This is a genomic window from Pseudomonas sp. GM74, from assembly GCF_000282455.1.
Classification (GTDB): domain Bacteria; phylum Pseudomonadota; class Gammaproteobacteria; order Pseudomonadales; family Pseudomonadaceae; genus Aquipseudomonas.
On the sequence record NZ_AKJG01000161.1, the window covers coordinates 14,982 to 39,900 of the forward strand.

At 62.7% G+C, this 24,919-nt stretch carries 22 protein-coding genes; 13 read left to right on the forward strand and 9 right to left on the reverse strand.

Annotated elements, in window-relative coordinates; genetic code table 11:
• Positions 1-5 precede the first annotated feature (5 nt).
• From PMI34_RS01900 to nrdR, 3 genes are read right to left on the reverse strand one after another with little or no spacing between them, the layout of a single operon-like run.
• Positions 6-671 carry a riboflavin synthase gene (locus tag PMI34_RS01900; RefSeq protein ID WP_007984458.1) on the reverse strand — a complete coding sequence of 222 codons (666 nt, stop codon included), beginning with the start codon at positions 669-671 and terminating at the stop codon, positions 6-8.
• Positions 672-718: 47 nt separating this feature from the next.
• Positions 719-1,852 (reverse strand): bifunctional diaminohydroxyphosphoribosylaminopyrimidine deaminase/5-amino-6-(5-phosphoribosylamino)uracil reductase RibD, encoded by a 1,134-nt coding sequence (gene ribD, locus PMI34_RS01895; RefSeq protein WP_008053840.1) that lies wholly within the window; start codon positions 1,850-1,852, stop codon positions 719-721.
• A complete protein-coding gene (nrdR, locus tag PMI34_RS01890) occupies positions 1,849-2,313 on the reverse strand; it encodes a transcriptional regulator NrdR (RefSeq protein WP_003228656.1) in 465 nt (154 codons plus the stop codon). The genes ribD and nrdR overlap by 4 nt, the downstream gene beginning before the upstream one ends.
• Positions 2,314-2,440: 127 nt before the next feature.
• On the opposite strand from nrdR, the gene PMI34_RS01885 reads away from it, so the two are divergent.
• The 3 genes from PMI34_RS01885 to trxA all read left to right on the forward strand — a co-directional run bounded on the left by PMI34_RS01885 (position 2,441) and on the right by trxA (position 4,639).
• The gene (locus PMI34_RS01885; protein ID WP_008053842.1) at positions 2,441-2,905 is read left to right on the forward strand and encodes a YbaY family lipoprotein; all 465 of its coding nucleotides are present in this window, start codon (positions 2,441-2,443) and stop codon (positions 2,903-2,905) included.
• Positions 2,902-3,555, forward strand: a complete 654-nt coding sequence (locus PMI34_RS01880; RefSeq protein ID WP_008053843.1) for a class I SAM-dependent methyltransferase — start codon at positions 2,902-2,904, stop codon at positions 3,553-3,555. Before PMI34_RS01885 ends, PMI34_RS01880 begins: the two co-directional genes overlap by 4 nt.
• Positions 3,556-3,766: 211 nt before the next feature.
• Complete coding sequence (trxA, locus tag PMI34_RS01875; RefSeq protein WP_008053844.1) at positions 3,767-4,639, forward strand: thioredoxin; 873 nt, start codon at positions 3,767-3,769, stop codon at positions 4,637-4,639.
• Between the two features lie 31 nt (positions 4,640-4,670).
• Here the strand turns inward: trxA and PMI34_RS01870 are convergent, their stop codons facing one another.
• A complete protein-coding gene (locus PMI34_RS01870) occupies positions 4,671-5,009 on the reverse strand; it encodes a hypothetical protein (RefSeq protein ID WP_008053845.1) in 339 nt (112 codons plus the stop codon).
• A gap of 135 nt (positions 5,010-5,144) precedes the next feature.
• Between PMI34_RS01870 and PMI34_RS01865 the strand changes: the two genes are divergently transcribed.
• From PMI34_RS01865 to PMI34_RS01845, 5 genes are all read left to right on the forward strand, one after another.
• Positions 5,145-5,735: a DUF2796 domain-containing protein gene (locus PMI34_RS01865; RefSeq protein WP_008053846.1), complete on the forward strand. Its 591-nt coding sequence runs from the start codon at positions 5,145-5,147 to the stop codon at positions 5,733-5,735.
• Between the two features lie 134 nt (positions 5,736-5,869).
• Positions 5,870-6,580 (forward strand): ABC transporter ATP-binding protein, encoded by a 711-nt coding sequence (locus PMI34_RS01860; RefSeq protein ID WP_008053847.1) that lies wholly within the window; start codon positions 5,870-5,872, stop codon positions 6,578-6,580.
• Between the two features lies 1 nt (position 6,581).
• Entirely contained in the window at positions 6,582-7,847 is a 1,266-nt protein-coding gene (locus tag PMI34_RS01855; protein WP_008053848.1) for an ABC transporter permease, read from the forward strand.
• Between the two features lie 11 nt (positions 7,848-7,858).
• A complete protein-coding gene (locus tag PMI34_RS01850) occupies positions 7,859-8,377 on the forward strand; it encodes a DUF3299 domain-containing protein (protein ID WP_008053849.1) in 519 nt (172 codons plus the stop codon).
• Positions 8,378-8,625: 248 nt separating this feature from the next.
• Positions 8,626-9,324, forward strand: a complete 699-nt coding sequence (locus tag PMI34_RS01845; RefSeq protein WP_008053850.1) for an OmpW/AlkL family protein — start codon at positions 8,626-8,628, stop codon at positions 9,322-9,324.
• A gap of 128 nt (positions 9,325-9,452) precedes the next feature.
• Here the strand turns inward: PMI34_RS01845 and PMI34_RS01840 are convergent, their stop codons facing one another.
• The gene (locus tag PMI34_RS01840; protein ID WP_008053851.1) at positions 9,453-10,382 is read right to left on the reverse strand and encodes an NAD-dependent epimerase/dehydratase family protein; all 930 of its coding nucleotides are present in this window, start codon (positions 10,380-10,382) and stop codon (positions 9,453-9,455) included.
• Positions 10,375-11,259, reverse strand: a complete 885-nt coding sequence (locus PMI34_RS01835; RefSeq protein ID WP_008053852.1) for a sugar nucleotide-binding protein — start codon at positions 11,257-11,259, stop codon at positions 10,375-10,377. Before PMI34_RS01835 ends, PMI34_RS01840 begins: the two co-directional genes overlap by 8 nt.
• 308 nt (positions 11,260-11,567) lie before the next feature.
• On the opposite strand from PMI34_RS01835, the gene PMI34_RS01830 reads away from it, so the two are divergent.
• The gene (locus tag PMI34_RS01830; RefSeq protein WP_008053853.1) at positions 11,568-15,875 is read left to right on the forward strand and encodes a DNA glycosylase AlkZ-like family protein; all 4,308 of its coding nucleotides are present in this window, start codon (positions 11,568-11,570) and stop codon (positions 15,873-15,875) included.
• A gap of 151 nt (positions 15,876-16,026) precedes the next feature.
• On the opposite strand, the gene PMI34_RS01825 is transcribed toward PMI34_RS01830, so the two are convergent.
• Entirely contained in the window at positions 16,027-18,156 is a 2,130-nt protein-coding gene (locus PMI34_RS01825; RefSeq protein WP_008053854.1) for a mechanosensitive ion channel family protein, read from the reverse strand.
• A 205-nt stretch (positions 18,157-18,361) separates the two neighbouring features.
• Here PMI34_RS01825 and PMI34_RS01820 point away from each other — a divergent pair, with 205 nt between their 5' ends.
• The 4 genes from PMI34_RS01820 (at position 18,362) to PMI34_RS01805 (ending at position 22,789) form a co-directional block, all read left to right on the forward strand.
• A complete protein-coding gene (locus tag PMI34_RS01820; RefSeq protein WP_008053855.1) occupies positions 18,362-19,573 on the forward strand; it encodes an MFS transporter in 1,212 nt (403 codons plus the stop codon).
• Positions 19,574-19,762: 189 nt separating this feature from the next.
• Positions 19,763-20,527 carry an endonuclease/exonuclease/phosphatase family protein gene (locus tag PMI34_RS01815; protein ID WP_032829929.1) on the forward strand — a complete coding sequence of 255 codons (765 nt, stop codon included), beginning with the start codon at positions 19,763-19,765 and terminating at the stop codon, positions 20,525-20,527.
• A complete protein-coding gene (clsB, locus tag PMI34_RS01810) occupies positions 20,524-21,816 on the forward strand; it encodes a cardiolipin synthase ClsB (protein ID WP_008053857.1) in 1,293 nt (430 codons plus the stop codon). Before PMI34_RS01815 ends, clsB begins: the two co-directional genes overlap by 4 nt.
• Positions 21,803-22,789, forward strand: coding sequence for a lysylphosphatidylglycerol synthase domain-containing protein (locus PMI34_RS01805; RefSeq protein WP_008053858.1), 987 nt, complete (start codon positions 21,803-21,805; stop codon positions 22,787-22,789). The genes clsB and PMI34_RS01805 overlap by 14 nt, the downstream gene beginning before the upstream one ends.
• A gap of 138 nt (positions 22,790-22,927) precedes the next feature.
• Here the strand turns inward: PMI34_RS01805 and PMI34_RS01800 are convergent, their stop codons facing one another.
• Positions 22,928-23,686 (reverse strand): alpha/beta hydrolase family protein, encoded by a 759-nt coding sequence (locus PMI34_RS01800; protein WP_008053859.1) that lies wholly within the window; start codon positions 23,684-23,686, stop codon positions 22,928-22,930.
• Positions 23,676-24,785: a DUF3182 family protein gene (locus tag PMI34_RS01795; protein WP_008053860.1), complete on the reverse strand. Its 1,110-nt coding sequence runs from the start codon at positions 24,783-24,785 to the stop codon at positions 23,676-23,678. Before PMI34_RS01795 ends, PMI34_RS01800 begins: the two co-directional genes overlap by 11 nt.
• Between the last annotated feature and the right edge of the window lie 134 nt (positions 24,786-24,919).

Sequence of the window (24,919 nt, forward strand, 5' to 3'; positions counted from 1 at the left end):
TTGAGTCAGGATTTGAGGTAGCCGTTGGCGGCCAGAAAGCTTTCAGTGATGTTTCCGGATTTTGCAGGCTCTGCGGCCTTGTCGCCCAGCAGCAGGCGCTCCAGATAACGGGCCAGCAAGTCCACTTCCAGGTTCACCCGGCGACCCGGCTGATACGACGCCATGATGGTTTCGCTCAGGGTGTGGGGAATGATGGTCAGCAGGAACTCGGCGCCATCGACTGCGTTCACGGTCAGGCTGGTGCCGTCGACGGTGATCGAGCCTTTATGGGCAATGTACTTGGCCAGGTCCTTCGGCGCGCGGATGCGGAATTCCACGGCCCGCGCGTTCTCGGTACGGGCAACCACTTCGCCCACGCCGTCGACGTGACCACTGACCAGATGCCCGCCGAGGCGAGTGGTCGGGGTCAGGGCTTTTTCCAGATTGACCGGGCTGCCGCTTTTCAGGTCGTTCATGGCGGTGCAGTCGAGGGTTTCGCGACTGACGTCCGCCGCAAAGCCGTTGCCCGGCAATTCAACGGCTGTCAGGCACACGCCATTGACCGCGATGCTGTCGCCCAGCTTGACGTCGCTCAGATCGAGCTTGCCGGTTTCGACGTGTACCCGCACATCACCGCCCTTTGGGGTCAATGCACGAATACTGCCGATGGATTCGATGATGCCGGTAAACATGAGGTTCTCCTCGAGAACAAAGCCAGCGCTATAGCGATGGCCGGAAATTATACGCTTGCTACTGGCACTGGGATGGCGATGACTCGCCAGTCATCGCCAACTGCACGAATTTCGGTGATTTTGAGTTCCGGCGCATCCTTCATTTGCGCGAGCGGCCAGTCCAGCAGCGGCCGCGCCGAGGAACCCAGGAACTTGCCGGCAATGAAAATCTGGAACTCGTCCACCAGCCCGAGCTGGGCGAAAGCACCTGCCAGACGCGGACCGGCCTCGACCAACACCTCATTGACGCCACGGGCGGCGAGCTCAACCAGCAGCTGGCGCAAATCGACCTGGCCGTCGTAGCCGGGCACGATCAGGCATTCCGGGCCATTGGCGTATTGCTCTTCCACCGCCACGCAGGTCGCGACCAGCGCCGGGCCGGCCTTGAAGAACGGTGCATCCAGCGGCACCCGCAGGCGTCCGTCGACCAGCACCCGCAGCGGCGGACGGCTCATGGCCAAGGCGGTTTGCTCTGCATCCAGCCCCAGCTCATCGGCGCGCACGGTCAACCGAGCATTGTCCGCCAACACCGTATCGGCGCCGGTCAGCACCACGCTCGCCTGGGCACGTAGCCGTTGTACCGCCGAACGCGCCGCCGGGCCGGTGATCCACTGGCTTTCACCGCTTTCCATCGCGGTGCGACCGTCCAGGCTCATGGCCAGCTTGACCCGCACGAACGGCAAGCCGTGTTCCATGCGTTTCAGGAAACCTTGATTGAGCTTGCGCGCCTCGCCTTCCAGCACGCCGCTTTCGGTGGCGATGCCGGCCTGGGCCAGACGTTGCAGACCGCGACCGGCGACTTCCGGGTTCGGGTCCTGCATCGCCGCGACCACGCGGGCCACACCGGCATTCACCAGCGCATCGGCACAGGGCGGCGTACGGCCGTGGTGGCTGCAAGGCTCAAGCGTTACATAAGCGGTAGCGCCACGAGCCTGCTCACCGGCCGCGCGCAAGGCGTGGACTTCGGCGTGGGGCTCACCGGCGCGCTCGTGCCAGCCTTCGCCGACAATCTGGCCGCCCTGCACGATCACGCAACCGACCCGCGGATTGGGGTGCGTCGTGTACTGCCCCTTGCGCGCCAGTTCCAGGGCGCGGGCCATGAAATGAGCATCGAGGATGGCAAGTTCTGCGGGCGTGTTCATTCTTTCACCGGTTCACGGGCCAGGCGATCGATCTCTTCGCGGAACTCGTTGAGGTCCTGGAAGCGGCGATATACCGAAGCGAAGCGGATGTAGGCGACTTCGTCGAGCTTCTGCAGCTCGGCCATCACCAGTTCGCCGACCACGAGGGATTTGACCTCGCGCTCGCCCGTGGCGCGCAGTTTGTGTTTGATGTGCACCAGCGACGATTCGAGGCGCTCGACACTCACCGGGCGCTTTTCCAGCGCCCGCTGCATGCCGGCGCGGAGTTTTTCTTCGTCGAACGGCTGGCGACTGCCGTCGGTTTTGATCAGGCGCGGCAACACCAGTTCAGCCGTCTCGAACGTCGTGAAACGCTCGCCGCAGGCCAGGCATTCACGCCGGCGGCGCACCTGTTCGCCCTCGGCGACCAGACGCGAGTCGATGACCTTGGTGTCGTTGGCACCGCAGAAGGGACAGTGCATGGTGGCAGGCAACAAAAAAAGGGAGGGCCATGGTAGCGCATCCCGGTGGCAAGACAAGCCATAGGGTTTGCGGTATACAGACGGGATGATCACTTGATCCATGGAATTCAGCTTTATGGAGCCAGCAATGTCGTTACGTCCGCTCATTTTGCTCAGTGTTTTCAGCCTGCTGGTGGCTTGCGGCAGCGATGCACCCAAGCCCCAGCCGCCAACGCCTGGCCCGGCGCCACAGCAAGCGCAGAAGAAAGCCCGGGAGGCCGCCGAGCTTGGCCCCCTGCCCGCCCATCAGCGTGAACTGAGCGGCACCTTGCAAGGCGTACCGGCCGGCGCTGAAGTCGAACTGGCGCTTTTGGTGATCGACGATAAGGATCGCCCGCAACAATTGCTCGCCAGTTCCAGCCTGATCGGCAACAACCAGGTGCTGGCGTTTCACCTGCGTTTCAATCCGCAATCCTTCCCGGCCGGGGCCCGCGTTGAACTGCGAGGCCGCGCCAGTCAGTCCGGGCAGTTGATCCTGCACCTGCCGTCGCAGCTGATTACCCAGCCGACCACCCAGGCCCTGGGCCAACTGCAATTCGTCAAAGCCCCATGAGTGCACCGCTCGACCTGCAAAAGGCGTTGGGTGAACTGCTCGGTGATGCGCAATTGATCGCCTGTGAGTTACCAGGGACCGACCTGAAGTTGTGGCTGATCGACGGCGACAATATGGACCGCGCCTTCAGCCCGGAAGAGACCCGGCGAATTTTGCATGAACCGCCGTACTGGAGTTTCTGCTGGGCCAGTGGTCTGGCCGTGGCCCGCTATCTGGCCGAAAACCCGCATTGGGTCGAAGGCAAACGGGTGCTGGATTTCGGTGCCGGTTCCGGGGTGGCGGGGATTGCTGCGGCGAAGGCCGGGGCGATGGAAGTGCTGGCCTGCGACCTCGACCCACTGGCGATTGCCGCTTGTCGGGCCAATGCCGAGCTCAATGATGTGCAGCTTAATTATTCGACAGACTTTTTCGCCGAGGCCGATCGCTTCGATCTGATCCTGGTGGCGGATGTACTGTACGACCGGGCGAACCTGCCGCTGCTCGACCAGTTCCTCAGCCGCGGCCGAGAGGCGCTGGTGGCGGATTCCCGAGTGCGGGATTTTCGCCATCCGTTGTACCGGCGCATAGAGATGCTGGAGGCGATGACCCTGCCGGATCTGGCCGAGCCCCACGAGTTTCGGCATGTGAGCCTCTACCATGCACAGCGCTAGTTAAAAGCTTCGTCGGATCGCCGCCCGGAGCAAGCCCGCTCCCACAATGGTTGGTGTGAACCACACATCTTGTGGCGACTTCAATCCCTGTGGGAGCGGGCTTGCCCGCGAAGGCGCCCTGTCAGGCAACACACCTCTCACGGCCAACCGCTTCCGGCCGCCCCCCACCAAGCCGTATAGTTGCCCAATTCACGCTTCTACGAGATTGCCCATGAGTCAGGAAACGCCGTACATCTTCGACGCCACGACTGCCGATTTCGACCAGTCGGTGATCGAGAACTCTTTCCACAAGCCGGTGCTGGTGGATTTCTGGGCCGAATGGTGCGCGCCCTGCAAAGTACTGATGCCGATGTTGCAGAGCATTGCCGAGAGCTATCAGGGTGAGTTGCTGCTGGCCAAGGTCAACTGCGACCTCGAGCAAGACATCGTCGCCCGCTTCGGCATCCGCAGCCTGCCGACCGTGGTGCTTTTCAAGGACGGCCAGCCTGTCGACGGCTTTGCCGGTGCCCAGCCGGAATCCGCCGTGCGCGCCCTGCTCGAACCCCATGTGCAGATGCCGCCACCGGCCGCCGCCGATCCGTTCGAGCAGGCCCAGGCGCTGTTCGACGACAGCCGTTTTGCCGATGCCGAAGCGCTACTCAAAGTGATCCTGGGTGAAGACAACACCAACGCCAAGGCACTGATTCTCTACGCCCGCTGCCTGACCGAGCGCGGTGAACTGGGCGAAGCGCAAGCCGTGCTCGATGCGGTCAAGAGCGACGAGCACAAGGCCGCGCTGGCCGGCGCCAAGGCACAGATCAAGTTTCTCGGTTTGGCCAAGGACTTGCCGGATGCCGCCGACCTGAAGGCCCGGCTGGCGAAAGACCCGCTGGACGATGAGGCGGTCTATCAACTGGCAATCCAGCAACTGGCCCGTCAGCAGTACGACGCCGCGCTGGATGCATTGCTCAAGCTGTTCACCCGCAACCGCAGCTACAGCGAAGGCTTGCCGCACAAGACCTTGCTGCAGGTGTTCGAGTTGCTGGGCAACGATCACCCGTTGGTGAGCACCTACCGTCGCAAGTTGTTTGCCGCGCTGTATTGAATTGCCCTTGTAGGAGCGAGCAAGCTCGCTCCTACAACCAGCGGTACAACGGTGTATCGCCGCCGCTTTCCACTTTCACATCCGCACAATGGCGCAAGCGCACCAACAGGCGTTTGCCCGCCGCCGCACTGCCGGTCAGGCCTTCCAATTGATCGAGCAAATCCGGCCCACTCAACTGTCCGGCCTTACGCAGCAAATCCCGGGCGATCTGCCACAGCGCATCATCCTGATTCAGCGGTTTCGCCACAGGGGCGCTGACCGGGGATTTTTCTACCTGCAACTGCGCCCCTAATCGCGCCCAGTCCGCGTCGTCCATCTCCAGGGTCAAATCCACCGGCCAGTCGCCGATGCTTCCGCGAATTCGCAACATAGGTCTGCTCCCGCACATTTCTTCCCGGCATGCTCCCATGGGACTTGTGCAACGCCAAGCAGGCAGTCAAACTCTCCGCACTTACGTTATAAGATTACATAACATTTTCTTCATTTTACTTTTCGGAGACTCGCCATGCGTCGTCTGCTTCTCGCCCTGCCGTTTGCCATGTTGCCGCTGGCTGTCGCCCATGCCGCCGACGAACACGATCATGAACATGGCAGCCTGAGCGCCCACGAACATGGCGTGGGACGCCTGAACGCGGCGCTGGACGGCAAGACCCTGGAACTGGAGCTGGAAAGCCCGGCCATGAACCTGGTGGGTTTCGAGCACGTCGCCACCAGCGAAGCAGACAAAGCCAAAGTCGCCGCCGTCCGTGCTCGACTTGAGCAACCACTGGCCCTGTTCAACCTGCCGAAACCCGCCGGTTGCGTGGTGGAGAACCAGGATCTGGAAAGCCCGCTGTTCGGCGGCCAGCCCGAGGCCGACGATGATCACAATGAAGACGCCAAGGACAAAGACGGCCACGAACATCACCATGATCACAGCGAAATCAACGCTCGCTATCAGTTCACCTGCGCCACGCCAGACGCGCTGAAGACCCTGGACCTGACGAATATTTTCACCAGCTTCCCGGCCACCCAAAAAATTCAGGTACAACTGATCGGCCCGAGCGGGCAGCAAGGGGTTGATGTGACGGCCAAGGCTGCTGCACTGAAATTCTGATCCACCGCAAATCAAATGTGGGAGCGGGCTTGCTCGCGAAAGCGCCGTATCAGTTTGCATCAATGTCTCTGACACACCGCATTCGCGAGCAAGCCCGCTCCCACAGGGTTCACCACCAACCAGACCGGTTTCACATGACCCAAGCACTCATCGAACTGTCCGACCTGGGCTTCAGCTGGCCCGGTCACCCGCCGCTGCTGGACATCCCGGCGTTTCGCCTGGAGCGCGGCGAAACCCTGTTCCTCAAAGGCCCCAGTGGCAGCGGCAAGACCACCCTGCTCGGCCTGCTCGGCGGTGTGCAAAAACCGGATCGCGGCAGCATCCGCCTGCTCGGCCAGGAACTGACGCAACTCTCGGCCGGCGCCCGCGACCACTTCCGCGTCGATCACACCGGCTACATCTTCCAGCAGTTCAACCTGCTGCCGTTTCTGTCGGTGCGTGAAAACGTCGAACTGCCCTGCCACTTCTCGAAACTGCGCGCCCAACGGGCGAAACAACGTCACGGCAGCGTCGACAAAGCCGCCGCCACGCTGCTCGCCCACTTGGGTTTGAAGGATGAAAGCATCCTCGGTCGCCGCGCCGATTCGTTGTCCATCGGCCAGCAGCAACGGGTCGCCGCCGCCCGCGCGCTGATCGGTCAACCGGAACTGGTGATCGCCGACGAGCCGACCTCGGCCCTCGATTACGACGCCCGCGAGAATTTCATTCGCCTGCTGTTCGCCGAGTGCCGCGACGCCGGGTCGAGCCTGTTGTTCGTTAGCCACGACCAGAGCCTGGCGCCGCTGTTCGACCACAACCTGTCGCTGGCTGAACTCAATCGCGCCGCGACCCCGTACGAGGTCTGAGATGTATCTGTTTCGTCTAGCCATGGCCAGCCTGGCTAACCGCCGCTTCACCGCGATCCTCACGGCTTTCGCCATCGCCCTCTCGGTGTGCCTGCTGCTGGCGGTGGAGCGCGTGCGCACCGAAGCCAAGGCCAGTTTCGCCAGCACCATCAGCGGCACCGACCTGATCGTCGGTGCCCGCTCAGGCTCGGTGAACCTGTTGCTGTATTCGGTGTTCCGCATCGGCAACGCCACCAACAATATCCGCTGGGACAGCTTCGAACATTTCGCCAGCAACCCGAAAGTGAAGTGGGCGATCCCGATGTCCCTCGGCGACTCCCATCGCGGCTACCGGGTGATGGGCACCACCGAAGCCTACTTCGAGCACTACCGGTACGGCCGCCAGCAACACCTGCAATTGAGCGATGGCCGCGCCTTCGAAACCGACCCGTTCGAAGTGGTGCTCGGTGCCGAAGTGGCCGAGGCACTGCACTACAAACTCGGTGACAAACTGGTGCTGGCCCACGGCGTGGCGGCGATCAGCCTGGTCAAGCACGATGACAAACCGTTCACCGTGGTCGGTATTCTCAAGCGCACCGGCACGCCGGTGGACCGCACGTTGCACATCAGCCTCGGTGGGATGGAAGCGATTCACATCGACTGGCATAACGGCGTACCGGCTCGGGGCGAGGGGCGCATCACCGCCGATCAGGCGCGCAACATGGACCTCACGCCACAAGCGATCACCGCGTTCATGCTCGGTCTGAACAACAAAATTTCGACCTTTGCCCTGCAACGGGAAATCAACGAATTCCGCGGCGAGCCGATGCTGGCGATCCTGCCGGGCGTGGCGCTGCAAGAGCTGTGGAGCCTGATGGGCACGGCGGAAAAAGCCCTGTTCGTGGTCTCGCTGTTTGTGGTACTGACCGGGTTGATCGGCATGCTCACGGCCATTCTCACCAGCCTCAACGAACGCCGCCGGGAAATGGCGATCCTGCGCTCGGTGGGTGCTCGGCCATGGCACATCGCAACGCTGTTGGTGCTCGAAGCCTTTGCCCTGGCACTGTCGGGCGTGATCGCCGGTGTGGCGTTGCTGTATGTGTGCATCGCGGCGGCCCAAGGGTACGTGCAAGCCAACTACGGCCTGTTCCTTCCGCTGTCCTGGCCGAGCGAGTATGAATGGACGCTGCTCGGTGGCATCCTGATCGCCGCGTTGCTGATGGGCAGCGTGCCGGCTTGGCGCGCCTATCGCCAATCCCTGGCCGATGGCCTGTCGATTCGTTTATGAGGACGTTGAAAATGCCCCGCGCTGTACTTGCGCTGTTGATGCTGGTCGCCCTGCCCCTGTGGGCGGCCCAGCCAAAAGACCTGACCTGGTCGGAGATGATCCCGCCCGACGCGCCGAAAGAAGTGCCGAACATGACGCCGCTGCACGATCTGTCGCAGATGAGCAGCACGCTCTCGGCAGAGTCGGCGCCAGCAGCAAAGCAGGACATGCCCAACGCACCGGTGGTCAAGACCCTCGATGGCCAGAGCATTCGACTGCCGGGATACATTGTGCCCCTGGAGGTGAGCGAGGAAGGCCGCACCACGGAGTTTCTGCTGGTGCCCTATTTCGGCGCCTGCATCCATGTGCCGCCACCGCCGTCGAACCAGATCGTGCACGTCAAAAGCGAAGTCGGCGTGAAGCTCGACGAGTTGTATCAGCCGTACTGGATCGAGGGCGCATTGCAGGTCAAGGCGTCCACCAGCGAACTGGCGGATGCCGGGTATCAGATGGAGGCGGACAAGATTTACCTGTATGAATTGCCGGAGTGAATCCGGAGTTTCCTTGTCGCCAACACAATCGCCATCGCGGGCAAGCCCGCTCCCACAGGTGCAATGTTGAAACAAAAATCTTCAGCAGCGCGCAACTCCTTGTGGGAGCGGGCTTGCTCGCGAAGGGGCCATCAAAAACACCACAAAAATCACGCCCTTCCCACTTTCATTGAGCTGCATCAAAAGACCGAATAGTTAGCCGGCTTACCATTGGACATCGAACACTTTTAACGTCCTCTGGAGCCCCCATGAACAAGTCCATGCTCAGCGCTTCGCTGGTTGCCCTCGCGCTCGCAGCCCCGCTCGCCCACGCCTTCGAGGCCGGCGACATTCTCCTTCGCGCCGGTGCAATCACCGTCAACCCGGAAGCCGACAGCTCCAGCGTCAAGGTTGATCAAGGCCCGCTGGCGGGCGCCGACCTGGGTGGCAAGGCGACCATGAGCAGCGACACGCAACTGGGCTTGAACTTCGCCTACATGCTCACCAATCACCTGGGTATCGAACTGCTGGCAGCCACACCGTTCGAGCATGACGTGAAACTCAAGGGCACGGCCCTGAGCGCGGCCAACGGCAAACTCGGCACCCTCAAGCACCTGCCGCCGACCTTGAGCCTGGTGTACTACCCGCTGGACCCGAAGTCGGCCTTCCAGCCGTACGTCGGCGGCGGCATCAACTACACCTATATCTACGACGAACACGTAGGCAGCCAGGCGCAGTCCGCCGGTTTCAGCAACTTCAAGGCGGAAAACTCCTGGGGCCTGGCCTGGCAGGTCGGTGCGGACTACATGCTGACCGACAACATCATGATCAACGCCCAGGTGCGCTACATCGACATCGATACCCGCGCCACTGTCGAGAACAACTCGATTGCCCCAGGTACCCGGGCACGTGTGGACGTCGATGTAGACCCGTTCATCTACATGGTTGGCCTGGGCTACAAGTTCTAAGCGACATCGCTGGAAGAATGTTCACGTGGTGGTGAACCTGGCCACAGGAATTACATAAGCTGTCAAAGCAAATTCCGGCCACAAAAAAGGCGTCCTTGATGGACGCCTTTTTTGTGGCTGCAAGAATCTCAGCGCCCCAGTAACCGCGCCAGCCCCACACGCATCGGTGTCTGCCCTGTGGTAGTGAAGCGCTCCAGCAGACGCCGGTTGTTCGCCCGGGAATGGCGGATGTCACCGGAGCGCGCCGGGCCGTAGCTTACCGGCGGCAGCTTGCCGACCACGGCCTCAAGCGCTTCGAGCATTTGCTTGAGGGTCGTCGCCTGGTTCCAGCCAACGTTGACCGCACCGACCTCGGCCAGGGGCTTCTCGATGGCCTGCACCAGCAAGTCGACCAGGTCTTCGACGTAGACAAAATCCCGGGTCTGCTCACCATCGCCGAACACGGTGATCGGCAAGCCCTTCAGTGCGCGCTCGCTGAAAATGCTGATCACCCCGGAGTACGGCGAGGACGGATCCTGGCGTGGTCCGAAGATGTTGAAGAAGCGGAAAATCACCGGCTCCAGCCCATGCTGGCGACGGTAGAAATCGAAGTACTGCTCGCTGGCCAGTTTGTCCACCGCATACGGCGTCAGCGGCGCCTTTGGCGTGTCTTCGTCGATCGACTCGCCCTCGCCATTGTTGCCATACACCGCCGCGCTGGAGGCAAACAGCACGCGCTTGACCCCAGCCTGGCGCATGGCTTCGCAGACGTTCAGCGTGCCGATGAAATTGCTCTGGTGCGTGCGCACCGGATCGTCCACCGAGGCCTGTACCGACGCCACGGCAGCCAGGTGCGCCACGGCGCTGCAACCGGCCATTGCCTGGGCGACCACAGCCGCATCGGCCACGTCGCCGACGATCAGTTCGACTCTGGGATTGTCCAGCGGCAGATTACTGCGCTTGCCGGTGGACAGGTCATCGAGAATCCGCACTGCATGGCCCTTGGCGAGCAAGGCGTCAGTCAGGTGTGAACCAATGAAACCGGCACCACCGGTAATCAAAACGGGGCCGTCAGCCATGGCGATAGAACCTGTCCAGTAGACCGGGAAGCGCCGCACGCCAGGCGCGTGGTTTGATCCCGAAGGTGTGCAGAATTTTTTTGCAGGCCAGTACCGCGTGTTGCGGCTCTTCCGCAGCATCCGGACGCGCGGCGTGGGCCTGGGCGGTCGGAGCTTCGATGGCCAGCGGATGCAGGCTGCGGGCTTCGGTCAGAATCGCCTGCCCCAGCGCCAGCGGCGTGGTGGCCTCATGCCCGGCGTAGTGGTAGGTGCCCCACAGCGGCGCGGCGCAATCGAGTTGCTTGAGCACAGAAATGATCACACGGGCGGCATCGTCGACCGGCGTCGGATTGCCGCGCCGGTCGTCGGCCATCAGCAGCTCTTCGGGTTGTTCGGCACGGGCGAGGAAGCGGCCAAGGGCGCCATCCGGGCTGTCGTCCAGCAGCCAGCCGAAACGCAGCAGCACGTGTTGCGGGCAGGTGGCGCGCACGCTTTGCTCGATCCGCCACAAGGCCTGACCCCGCAAGCCCAGGGGCACCGGTTCGTCTTTTTCGCTGTAGGCCGTGGCTCGGGAGCCGTCGAACACGCGATAGCTGGAGGGTTGCAGCAGCACGATGTTGTGGTGCTGGCACAGCTCCGCCAGACGCTCGATCGCGCGTTCCTGGCCGGCCAGGCGCGACTCGCTCACTGCCTCGGCCTGAAACCAGTCGAAGTAGTAGGCAAGGTTGATCAATGCATCGGGACGGGTGTCGTCGAGCAGTTGTGTCAGGCTCGCGGCATCCCAGCCGTCTTCGGGCGGGCGGGGAGCGAGGAAACCGATGTCTTCCTCCGCACCGAGGCGAATCAGCGCCTGCCCAAGGGCATTTCCGCCGCCCAGTAACATAAGGCGCATTCGCATAGAGTCAGCAGGCCCAGTCTGATTGAAACAATGGCTTTATCGACACCGCCCCCAGGCGATGTCATTGGTAATTGCCGGAATCGTTGCATTTTGCGGGTTTAGAGCGCAACCGTCATCCGTAAAGTGTAGATGTCCGACTTTTGCGGTGCTGCTACTGGCCCCTTCGCGGGCAAGCCCGCTCCCACACTGGATGTGGGTACACCGCCTATCCCCTGTGGGAGCGGGCTTGCCCGCGAAGTGGCCCTGAAGACCACTAGAGATCCCGAGCGGTACTTGCATCTTCAGCCCCCACCCGCATAACTTGCTGCATGAACCTGCCCATTCCCGCAGACAGTGCCCTGAGCGGCTTCCACCCTGCCGTCAGCGCCTGGTTCAGCCACACGTTCCCGGCGGTCACCGCCGCCCAGGCCCGGGCGTGGCCGTTGATCCGCCAGCGCCGCTCGACCCTGGTCGCCGCGCCCACCGGTTCCGGCAAGACCCTCACCGCCTTTCTCGCCGTCATCGACGACCTGGTGCACCGCGGCCTGGAAAGCCCCGAAGGCTTGCCCGACGCCACCCTGGTGGTCTACGTCTCGCCCCTCAAGGCGCTGTCCAACGACATCCGGATCAACCTGCAAAACCCGCTGGCCGGCATTACCGGGCAATTGCGCGTGATGGGCCTGCCGCCATTGCAGATCACCACCGCCGTTCGCACCGGTGACACACCGCAAAAAGACCGTTCGGCGATGCGCAAAACGGCGCCGCACATACTGGTGACCACGCCGGAATCCCTGTATGTGCTGCTCGGTTCCGACTCGGGCAGGCAGATGCTCGGCACGGCGCAAACGGTGATCGTCGACGAAATCCACGCCATGGCCGCCAGCAAGCGCGGCAGCCATCTGGCACTGAGCCTTGAACGCCTGCAAGCCCTCTGCCCGGAGCCGCTGCTGCGCATTGGTCTGTCGGCCACGCAAAAACCCATCGAAGCCGTCTCGCGCTTCCTGGCCGGTCACGACCGCCCGTGCGAGATCGTCGACATCGGCCACGCCCGCCCCCGCGACCTGGACATCGAAGTGCCGCCCGTGCCGCTATCGGCCGTGATGGCCAACGATGTCTGGGAACTGGTGTACGACCGCCTCGCCGCCCTCGCCCGGGAGCACCGGACCACGCTGATTTTCGTCAACACCCGGCGCCTGGCCGAACGCCTGAGCCGGCACCTGAGCGAGCGCCTGGGCAAGGATGCCGTGGCGGCGCACCACGGCAGCCTGGCCAAGGAGTTTCGCCTGGACGCCGAGCAGCGACTCAAGCGCGGCGACCTGCAAGTGCTGATCGCCACGGCGTCGCTGGAACTGGGGATCGACATCGGCGACGTCGACCTGGTCTGCCAGATCGCCTCGCCGCGTTCGATTGCCGGGTTTCTGCAACGGGTCGGCCGTTCCGGGCACCAGGTCGGCGGCACGCCCAAGGGCCGTTTGTTTGCCACCACCCGCGACGACCTGATCGAATGCGCCGCGCTGCTCGACTGCGTGCGCCGGGGCGAACTCGATACCTTGCTGATCCCGCAAGCGCCGCTGGACGTACTGGCGCAGCAGATCATCGCCGAAGTCAGTTGTCAGGAGTGGCCGGAGCAAGCGCTGCTGGAGATGCTGCGCCGCGCCTCGCCCTACGCCGCACTCGACGACAAACACTATCAGGCACTGCTGCACATGCTCGCCGAAGGTTACAACGGGCGTCAGGGCATCCGTAGCGCCTACCTGCATCGCGACGCCGTGAGCCGCACCCTGCGCGGCCGCCGGGGCGCGAAACTGACGGCGGTGACCAGTGGCGGGACCATTCCGGACAACGCCGACTACAGCGTGCTGCTGGAGCCTCAAGGGCTGAACATCGGCACCATCAACGAAGACTTTGCGGTGGAAAGCATTGCCGGGGATATCTTCCAGTTGGGCAATACGTCCTATCGGATCCTGCGGGTGGAAACCGGTAAGGTTCGGGTCGAGGACGCCCAGGGCCAGCCGCCGACCATTCCGTTCTGGCTCGGTGAAGCACCGGGGCGCAGCGCCGAATTGTCTGCGGCGGTGGCGCGCTTGCAGGCGCAACTTGACGACCTGCTGGGTGCCGCGCCAGGCAACTTGCAGCCAGCGCTCGACTGGCTGACCGAGACCCTGGGCCTGAACCTCGCCAGCGCCGAACAACTGGTGGATTACCTGGCCCGAGCGCGACAGACGCTGGGCGCCCTGCCATCCCAAGACACGCTGCTGATGGAGCGCTTTTTCGACGAGTCCGGCGGCACCCAACTGGTCATTCACACGCCGTTCGGCAGCCGCATCAACCGCGCCTGGGGCCTGGCCCTGCGCAAGCGTTTCTGTCGCACCTTCAACTTCGAACTGCAGGCCGCCGCCAGCGAAGACGCCATCGTGCTATCGCTGTCCACCAGCCACAGCTTTGAACTGGACGACGTCTGGCGCTACCTGCACAGCAACAGCGCCGAACACATCCTGATCCAGGCCGTGCTCGACGCGCCGCTGTTCGGCGTGCGCTGGCGCTGGAATGCCAGCGTGGCCCTGGCCCTGCCGCGCTACAGCGGTGGGCGTAAAGTCCCGCCACAGATTCAGCGGATGAAAAGCGAAGACCTGATCGCCAGCGTGTTTCCCGATCAGATTGCCTGCGTGGAAAACCTCGCCGGCGAACGGGAAATTCCCGACCATCCGCTGGTGGAACAGACCCTCGACGATTGCCTGCACGAAGCCATGGATACGGAAGGCTGGCTGGCCTTGTTACGGCGCATGGAACGCGGCGACATTCGCCTGATCAGCCGCGACTTGCCGGCGCCTTCGCCGCTGGCGGCGGAGATACTCAGCGCCCGGCCCTATACCTTTCTCGACGATGCACCACTGGAAGAACGCCGCACCCAGGCCGTGCTCAACCGCCGCTGGAGCGACCCGCAATCCACCGACGACCTCGGTGCCCTGGACGCCGAGGCGATTGCCGCTGTACGCGACGAAGCCTGGCCAGCGCCCTGCGGTGTCGATGAAATGCACGAGGCCTTGATGGGCCTGGCGTGCATCACCGATGCCGAAGCCGGTGCCAATCCGCAGTGGCCCGACTGGCTCAATACCCTGACCGACAGCGGACGTGCAGGCCGTTTGCAGATCAACGCAGGGCAATCGCTGTGGCTGGCGCTGGAGCGCCTGACCTGCCTGCGGACGACTTATCCACAGGCCGAATTGACGCCCGCCCTGCAAGCGCTGCCGGACTTCGATGAAGCCTGGGAACCCGACGAAGCCGTCCTCGAACTGATCCGCGCACGGCTTAGCGCCTTCGGGCCGCTGGCGCTCGATCGTATTGCCGAACCACTCGGCTTGCCCGCTGCGCAGGTCAACCAGGCCCTGGCGCAACTGGAACGCGAGGGCTACGTGCTGCGCGGCCGCTTCACCCCGGGCACCACCCAGGAAGAATGGTGCGAGCGGCATTTGCTGGCGCGGATTCACCGCTATACGGTCAAGCGCCTGCGCCGGGAAATCGAACCGGTGGCATTGCAGGACTTCATGCGATTCCTGTTCGACTGGCAGCATGTGTCGAGCGCGAGCCAGGTCCAGGGCGCGGCAGCATTGCCAGCCGTTATTGCGCAATTCGAAGGCTACCCCGCCGCCGCTTCAGCCTGGGACAGCGACATCCTGCCAGCGCGAATCAAGGACTACTCGGCGACCTGGCTCGATGAACTGTGCCGCAGTGGCAGACTGGTGTGGACGCGCCTGACTGCGCACAACAAAAGCGCCAGCACCGCCCTGCGCAGCACGCCGATTGTGTTGCTGCCGCGCAACCGGGTCGGCCTCTGGAGCGGCTTGACCGAACAGACGCCGGTCAGCGAACTGTCGCCGAAAACACAAAAGGTCCACGCCGCCCTCAGCCAGCATGGCGCGCTGTTTTTCGACGAACTGATCCATGAGGCCCACCTGCTGCGTTCAGAGCTGGAGATCGCCCTGCAGGAACTGGTGGGCGCGGGGCTGGTGAATGCCGACAGCTTCGCCGGATTGCGCGCACTGATCACCCCGGCCAGCAAGCGCCAGCCGCGCAACAGCCGGCGTGGACGCGGGGCATTCATCGGTGGCATGGACGACGCCGGGCGCTGGGCCCTGTTGCGACGCGCGCCGGCCGCGCCGGTGGTGCAAAACCAGCGGATGCCTGCCGAAACCCTTGAACACATCGCCATGACCTTGCTGCGCCGCTACGGCGTGGTGTTCTGGCGCTTGCTGGAGCGTGAGGCAGACTGGTTGCCGAGCTGGCGCGAACTGCTGCGTACGTTCCATCGCCTGGAGGCGCGGGGCGAGATTCGCGGCGGGCGGTTTGTCAGTGGCCTGGCGGGCGAGCAATTCGCCCTGCCCGAGGCGATCCCCTTGTTGCGCGAGGTCCGGCGTCGACCCCATGACGGCAGCCTGGTCGCGGTGTGCGGGGTCGATCCGCTGAACCTCGCCGGTACGCTATTGCCCGGCGCGAAAGTCCCGGCGCTGGCGAGCAATCGGCTGGTGTATCGGGACGGGTTGCCGGTTGCTGCCGAGATTGCCGGCAAGCAGCAGTTCTGGTTGGAGCTGAATGAACAGGCGATGGCTGAAGTGCGCAGTAAGCTTATCCGGCATTAATGTCGTCTGGACCGGCCCCATCGCGAGCAAGCTCGCTCCCACAGGGGATTTTCTGTGAATACAAATTTTGGCACAACAGAGATCACTGTGGGAGCGAGCTTGCTCGCGATGGGGCCAGACCAGCCACTGAAAACCTCAATTACAAAACTGACTATTGAGACCGCGGCCGACCCGGCATCAGCACCGCTGAATGATCCGGCTCATGCCCTGCCTCGACTGGCGGCTCGACCGGATGCCGCGGCACCAGCGCCTGCTGTGGATAAGTCTGCGCGAAATGCACCCACGGGCAGTTATCCACAAGCTTTTTCAAACGCTGGTTGAAGGCCCGGCTCACCGCGTATTGCCCCCCGGACACCGTGCGGAATTGCGCGGTCAGCACCACACCGTTGAGGTCCATCTTGTCGACACCAAACACATCCAGCGGCCCTTGCAGGTTGTAGCGCAGGAACGGGTCGTTGCTGATGGAATGCCCCGCCTCGCGGATCAGTTCGATGGCCTTGTCGACATCGGTGTCGTAGGTCAATTGCACCGAGAAAAACGCATAGGCGAATTGCCGCGATTGGTTGGTCACGGCCTTGATCTGCCCGAACGGCACCGAGTGTACGAAGCCCTTGCCATCGCGCAGGCGCAAGGTGCGGATGGTCAGGCCTTCGACCGTGCCTGCATGACCGGAATCGAGCACCACCCAGTCACCGATGGACAAGGTGTCTTCGATGATGATGAACAGCCCGGTAATCACGTCCTGCACCAGTTGCTGGGAACCGAAACCGATCGCCAGGCCGATGACCCCGGCACCGGCCAGGAACGGCGCGACGTTGATCCCGAGGTTGGCCATTGTGGTGATCGCGCAAATCACCACCAGGATGATTTTGATCGCATTGCGCAACAGCGGCAGGATGGTTTTCACCCGCGTACTCGGCTGGCGCGCCGAGCGCTTGTTGGTCGGTGGTTTCAGAGCTTCCTGTATCGCCGTGTCGAGCACCACCCAGACCATCCAGGTCACCAGCAGGATCAGACCGATGTGGCTCAGGGAATCACTGATCGCCCGGCCCACGGCATTGCTCACCGCGAATTCGAACAGCGACACGCCCCAGATTCGCCCGAGGATATCGATGAACACGATGGCCATGCCGATGCGCAGCAAGGCATGGGACAGGTTGAGAAAACGTTCCTTGTAGGCGCCGCTGCGGCGCAGGTCCGCTTCGCTGCGGGCCTTGAACAAATGGTGCAGCGTGGTGCTGAGAAACACCGTGGCAATCAGCAGCACCGTGGTGAACAAGGCGCTGCGCAGCACTCTCTGGTTGTCCGCCCCGGCACCGATCAGATTGATGATCGAAACCAGTACCATCAACAGAATCGGCCAGTACCAGAGCCCGGAAAATATCCGCAGGGTTTCACGCAACGCCGGCTGACTTTGGCGCTGGGCCAGCGGCAGGATGCGGATCACGTGAGCGACCGGGCGGCGCATGCGGATCACCAGCAAGCCGAAGGACATCGACGCTGCCAACCCGGTGAACACGGCGATGCTGCTGGTGAGGTTGCTGCCCAGTTGATGGGCGATCTGCGGGCTGGTCAGGGCGTCGCTCAATGCCACCAGAAAGCCGATAACGAACAACGGCCGGGGACTTTTCTCGCGGATGATCTGCACCGCCCGCCGCTTGTGCCCGGCATTGAACACCACCACCAGCGACAGCACCAATGATGCGGAAAATATCCCCGCGCTGGCGGCATAAGCCAGACACAGTGCCAGCGCCCGTCCCGCCGATATCGGCAAAAACTGGCTGGCATAAATCGTCAACGGCAGACTGATCACCGCCGCAAAGGTGTAGGGCAGCACGTATCTGAGCAACGCCTGGCCCCGTTCACGACTAAGCAGCAGACGATGCTCGCACAGCCGCCTGGAGACCATCCGCCCGAGCAGCCAAAGACAGGCAAACACCACCGTCCACACGCAGGTCAGCAGCAGGAAATCGCCGGCGACGCTCCAGGGCGAACGGGCCGACGGCTGATTGACCAACTGATCCACTTCATCGACCGCGAGATCGGCACGCAGGCGCCAGACGTCGACGAGGTTTTCGTTGAGATCGAGTTTGGTCTGGACCTCGTCGATGCTTGTACTGATGGCCCCCAGTAACCCGCCTTGCACCAGCGGTTCGGGGTGGGCCGGCGGAGTTGCTGCGGTCGCGGTGGCGGGCAGCCCCGGTATCGCGGCGGCTTCCAGTTGCCCGCTGCCCACAAACAGCAACGCTCCCAGCAGTATCGCGGTCTTGAGCCTGATCAAAGCATCCGCTCCTTTGGCTGTGTCTGTATGGAACTGATCGAGAAATGCCGGGCAAGTTCGGATATGGCTCCCTCGCCACAGACTAACACCCGCGCTCGCGATCTTTGCGCTCAGGGCAAATATCAAATGTCCTTCCCTGTATTTTTCCGCACAACCCAAACCCCGACACTGCGCTCCATCGAATGAATCCACCGGAGTTGCAGCCATGCCCATTGCCTTGCTCGCGCTGACCCTCAGCGCCTTTGCCATCGGGACGACAGAGTTCGTCATCGTTGGCCTGTTACCCACTATTGGCGCCGACCTCGGCGTCAGCCTGCCGTCCGCCGGCCTGCTGGTCAGCCTGTATGCCCTTGGCGTCGCCGTCGGCGCCCCGGTGCTGACCGCCCTCACCGGCAAGGTTCCGCGCAAGTTGCTGCTGTTGTCGCTGATGGTGCTGTTCACCCTCGGCAACCTGCTGGCGTGGCAAGCACCAGGTTACGAGTCGCTGATCCTCGCACGGATCGTCACCGGCCTGGCCCACGGGGTGTTTTTCTCGATCGGCTCGACCATCGCCACCAGTCTAGTGCCGAAGGAAAAAGCCGCCAGCGCGATTGCCATCATGTTCACCGGCCTGACCGTGGCGCTGGTCACAGGCGTGCCGCTGGGGACATTCATCGGCCAGCATTTCGGCTGGCGTGAAACCTTCCTTGCCGTTTCGGTCCTGGGCGTGATCGCCTTCATCGGCAGCCTGATCTACGTGCCGAAAAATATCGCCCACAGCAAACCCGCATCGTTGTTGCAGCAATTGCAGGTGCTCAAGCAACCGCGCCTGCTGCTGGTGTATGCCATGACGGCCGTCGGCTACGGCGGCTCGTTCATTGCCTTCACCTTCCTCGCGCCGATTCTTCAGGACCTCTCCGGCTTCAGCGCCGGCACCGTTAGCCTGGTGCTGCTGGTCTACGGTATCTCCGTGGCCGTCGGCAACATCTGGGGCGGCAAGCTCGCGGACAAGCGCGGCCCGATCAACGCCCTTAAAATCATCTTTGCCCTGCTCGCCGCCGTGTTGTTCGTGCTGACCTTCACTGCCGGCAATCCGTGGCTGGCGCTGGCCACCGTGCTGGTCTGGGGGGCGGTGGCATTCGGCAACGTGCCGGGGTTGCAGGTGTATGTGGTGCGTCAGGCCGAGCATCACACCCCGCAGGCGGTGGACGTGGCGTCCGGCCTGAACATCGCGGCATTCAACCTCGGCATTGCTGGTGGCGCCTGGGGCGGCGGCCTGATCGTCGCCCACATGGGGTTGATTCATACCGCATGGATCGGTGGCCTGGTGGTGTTGGTGGCGCTGGCATTGACCGCGTGGAGTGGACGTCTTGATCGCCTCGGCCCGGTGTTCGCCGAACCGGCTGAAGGCTCTGCCCGCATTATCGCCGGCCACTGATAAACCCTGTGGGAGCGGCGCACCGCCGCTCCCACACTGGATGGATGTGAGTTCAAGTCGGGTACCGTCTGTAGCCCCATCGAAACTTTCGCCGCTGCCTCAGGGTCATCCAATGACAGGAGCCGTCAGGCGGGAGGCGACATGACAGCGAATCACACCGATATTCCCGCACACTCAAACGCAACCGAGATGCGGGTACAGGGTTCGTCCGTCACTTGTCGTTTCACCGTGCTGACGGTCAACACCCATAAAGGCTTCACCGCGTTGAACCGGCGTTTCATCCTGCCGGAACTGCGTGAAGCAGTGCGCAGTGTGTCTGCCGATGTGGTGTTTTTGCAGGAAGTCCACGGCACTCACGAACAGCATCCCAGGCGCTACACCAACTGGCCGGCGATGCCGCAATACGAGTTCCTCGCCGACAGCCTGTGGCCGCAGTTCGCCTATGGCCGCAATGCAGTGTATCCGGCGGGCGATCACGGCAATGCGTTGTTGTCGAAGTTCCAGATCATCCGCCACGACAACCTCGACGTGTCCTTCAGCGGTCACGAGAACCGCGGGCTCTTGCATTGCGTGTTGCGCTTGCCCGGCGACGGCCAGGAAGTGCATGCCATTTGCGTACACCTGGGGTTGCTCGAAACCCATCGCACCGCGCAACTGAAGCTGCTCGCCCAGCGCCTGGACGTCCTGCCGGGAGACGCCCCGGTGATTGTCGCCGGGGACTTCAACGATTGGCGCCAGCGCGCCGATGCATTGCTCAAGCCCAGCGGTTTACGCGAAGTCTTCGCCGCGCATCATGGCAAACCGGCGCGCAGTTTCCCCGCGCGCTGGCCGGCACTGCGCCTGGACCGCATCTACGTACGCAACCTCAAGGCCAGCCATCCGCAAGTGCTGACCTCCCGGCCCTGGTCGCACCTTTCCGACCACGCTCCGCTGTCGGTGGAGATCGAGCTATGAGCAGCCAGTCGATGGAAAAAAACACGCTGGAACACATCCCCGCTCCGCCCACCTTCGAGCCGACAGCGGTCGATGTCGAATATGGCTGGCAAGGCAGCAATCGGGTCGAGTTGCTGGAAAATGGCGAGGCGTACTTTCCCCGGGTGTTTGAAGCCCTGCGCCGGGCGCAAAGTGAAATCCTGCTGGAAACCTTCATCGTGTTCGAGGACAAGGTCGGCAATGAGCTGCAACAGATCCTGATCGAAGCCGCTCAACGCGGCGTGCGCACCACCGTCAGCCTCGACGGCTTTGGCTGCGGCGAACTGAGTACCGGGTTTCTCACCGCCCTGACCGCCGCCGGTGTGCATCTGCAAATGTTCGACCCGGCACCGAAGCGCCTGGGCATCCGCACCAACTGGTTCCGGCGCCTGCACCGCAAGATTGTGGTGGTCGATGGCACCGTAGCGTTCGTCGGCGGGATCAACTTTTCCGCCGATCATCTGGCCGATTTCGGCCCCGAGGCCAAACAGGATTATTCCGTAGAAGTGCAAGGCCCGGCCGTGGCCGATATCCATCACTTTGCCCTGCTGCAATGCGGTCGCCCGGCGCACGCCAAATACTGGTGGCAACACCGTCGGCAGCGGCGCTCGGAACTGGCCTTCAACGACCACGATGGCCAGGTGCGGCTGGTGTACCGCGACAATGGGGAACACCAGACCGACATCGAGGAAGTTTACCGCCATGTATTGCGCCAGGCGCAGCGCCGGGTGGTGATCGCCAACGCCTACTTCTTTCCCGGTTTCCGTTTGCTGCGCGAGATCCGCAACGCGGCCCGCCGAGGCGTGGATGTGCGGCTGATCCTGCAGGGCCAGCCAGACATGCGGGTGGCAAGGCTCGCGGCGCGTATGACCTACGATTACTTGCTCAAATCCGGGGTGAAGATCTACGAGTATTGCGACCGCCCGCTGCACGGCAAGGTCGCACTGGTGGATGAGGACTGGAGCACCGTTGGCTCGAGCAACCTCGACCCGTTGAGCCTGTCGATGAATCTGGAAGCCAACGTGCTGATCCGCGACCGTGGCTTCAACCGAGTTCTGTTCGATCGCCTGGAAGACCTCAGCGACAACCATTGCAAGGCCATGTCTCACGACATCGCGCCACGCGGGCGGGTCTGGCACATGACCATCGGTTTTCTGGTGTTTCACTTCCTGCGGCATTTCCCGGCATGGGCCGGTTGGTTGCCGGCGCATAAACCTCGCCTGAAACCCTTCCCCCCTCCAACCGGGAGCGCTGACCATGAACCGCGCTGAGCCCGACACGGCAACTCACGCCAAAAGCGATGGCAAGTCGCACTGGAGTCGCTGGAAACGACCGCTGACGATGCTGTTTTTCCTGATGCTGATCGTGCTGTTCACCATGCTCGCCCAGCGCCTCGAATGGAACGAAGTGTTCGATAACCTGGCTGACTTCAAGGTGCGCACACTGATTATTGCGTCGGGGCTGACCCTGGTGAGTTTTCTGGTGTACGCCTGCTTCGACCTGATCGGCCGCACCTACATCCGCCAGAACCTGACCTGGAAGCAGATCCTGCCCGTGGGGATCATCAGCTACGCCTTCAACCTGAACCTGAGCGCCTGGGTCGGCGGTATCGCCATGCGTTACCGGCTGTATTCGCGGCTAGGGGTCAGCAAGAGCAACATCGCGAAGATCCTTGGCCTGAGCCTGGCGACCAACTGGTTCGGCTACATGGTCATTGCCGGAGCCGTGTTCAGCAGCGGGCTGGTGCGTATGCCGCCGGGCTGGAAGCTCAACAGCAGTGCGCTGCAAGGCGTGGGGGTCTTGTTGTTGCTGTTGAGCGCCGGCTACCTGGTGGCGTGCCGGTTTGCCAAACGTCGGGAGTGGGCGATTCGCGGTATCGAAATCGACCTCCCGTCCTTGCGCATGGCGGTGCTGCAACTGACCCTCGGTGCGCTGAACTGGTCGCTGATGGCCGCGGTGATCTTCACCTTGCTGCCGAGCAAACTGGACTATCCACTGGTACTGGGCGTGCTGTTGATCAGCGCCATCGCCGGGGTCATCACCCACATCCCGGCCGGGCTCGGCGTGCTCGAGGCGGTGTTCGTGGCGCTGCTGCAACACGAGGTTTCGCGGGGCAGCCTGGTGGCCGGGCTGCTGGCCTATCGGGCGATTTATTTCATCCTGCCGCTATTGATTGCCCTGGTGATGTACCTGTTGGTGGAGGCCAAGGCCAAGGCGTTGCGGATTACCAAAAAACCCAAATGATTTGGGGTGAGCATGCGGACGCCTTCGCGGGCAAGCCCGCTCCCACAGTTGATCGGTGATGAACACATTCTTTGTGAACACCTGCAGACATTGTGGGAGCGGGCTTGCCCGCGAAGGCGTCCGCATGCACACCGCAAATCACTGGGATTGAATAATGCTCAACCGCTCCCCGACCACCATCTCGGTAATCCAGTCGACAAGGATAGAGGTGTAGGCCTGCTGGGAAACCGGGTCGCTCAAGGCGTGGTCGGCACCGTCGATGATGCGGTGGGTCAGCGAGTGAGTCTGCTGGCAGGCCGCCCGGTAGCTCATGATCGTCGCATGGGGCACGTAGTCGTCGGTCTCCGACTGCACTAACAGCACATCCCCGGTGAATTGTGAGCAGGCATGCAAGGCACGATTGCTGTCGGCGCACACCAGGGTGCTTCGGTAGTCGCGCAAATCCAGCTTGTCCAGATCGCGTTTCGGCGCGTGCCATTGCTCGTCGCGATACAGCGCCGGCACCCGCAGCGCCAGCCAGCGAACGGGCCTCAGCGAAGTCAGAATCGAGGCCAGATACCCCCCATAACTGGTGCCGACCACGGCAATCGCCGAGGTATCGAGGGCCGGGTGCGCGAGCAAGCGGTCATAGGCTGCCAGCAGGTCGCGCAGATTGTCCTCCCGGGTCACCCGGGACAATGGAATGCCGGTGCCACCGGTGTGCCCGCGCAGGTCGAAGGTCAGGCATACACACCCCAAACCGGCGATGCCTTTGGCGCGCTCCAGGTCCCGCTCCTGACTACCGCCCCAACCGTGCACAAAAAGTACGCCGGGGACTTTCGATTTGGGGCTCAGAAAAGTCCCGCTCATCTGTTCGTTATCGATATCGATCTGAATGGATTCGCTTCTAGCCGTCATAGGATTTAACCGTTACGTACTTGAGGAGAAATTCACTGCTTTGCGCCGGCCCGCGATACACCTCGATGGCATCTGTCGGCAGCGGCTGATCAATGTAGGTTTCCACCGAAGACACACGAATCGCGCGCATCCCCGGATCGTTGACGAAACTCTGCAAAGCCGCCACCTCGGCACTGCTGGCACCGCCCATGCGCCAGGATTGTTCGAGCACGCCGCTGCGCTGTTTGCCGTCGCTATCGATGCCCTGAGCGATGTCGTAGTTGCGCCGTGACGCATAGAAACGCGGATAGGCTTCATCCGCGGCGCTGTCGAACACCTGCGCCTGCCTGATAGCCATCCGCACGTCATCGGCCAGGTCCAGCTTCAGTAAATCGTCATAGCTGCCCTGCACCACCAACAGGTTCGAGCCGCCATACACTTCCTCGCCCTCAGCGTCTTTGGTCAAGTATTGATCACCGCAGTAACTCAGCACCTTGTCGCCGATGAAACTCTGGCCGACGCTGTGGGTAATCACCTGATCAAGATCCTGCTCCAGCACCACACCTTCGGTGAAGGTCGCGTCAGCCTCGGGCCTGGCCAGAATTTCATCGAACTCGTCGAGGTTTTTGATCACTTCCTGACCACGTCCGGCGCAGGCATGAATCGGTTTCAGGCGGATCGGCCCGGTGTACAACAGTTGTTCCGCCGCCGGGCGCGCATCCTTCAGGGAGAACACGCTGAGACCGTCGAGCACCACGCTGCGCACCCGCTCGGAAAACAACGGCGCCCAGCCTGGCGGCGCATGGGCGTGGCGGTTGAGCAATCCGTGGCTGATGGCCTTGGTGCAGATGAAGTCGTGGTCGACATAACCGCCCCACAAATCCTCCGGTCCCTTGACCCCCAGTTGCCGGGCAGCCGCGGCGCCCACCAGGGTCTGGGTCGGCAACAGGTAGAGGTCCCGACCGCCATGCAACTGCGGGTCGTAGCTGCCGCCGTACTTGAGCTCCAGTATCTGCGCCAGCCAGCGGGCCAGTGCACGGTTGGTTTCAATTTCGTGCTCTGGCGCATCGGCGAGCACCGAATGGGCGACCACCAGTTTCCTGCGGTTTGTTGGGGTCATGCATCCCCCTTCAATCGACGCTTGATGAATGTAGCTGAAGGGGTGCAGGGATCAGGCCAAGGCCCGTTACGGCAAAAGGGGTTTTAAATCAGCCCGTTGCGTAGAAAGTGATGGCATTGGGCCTGTTTTATTCT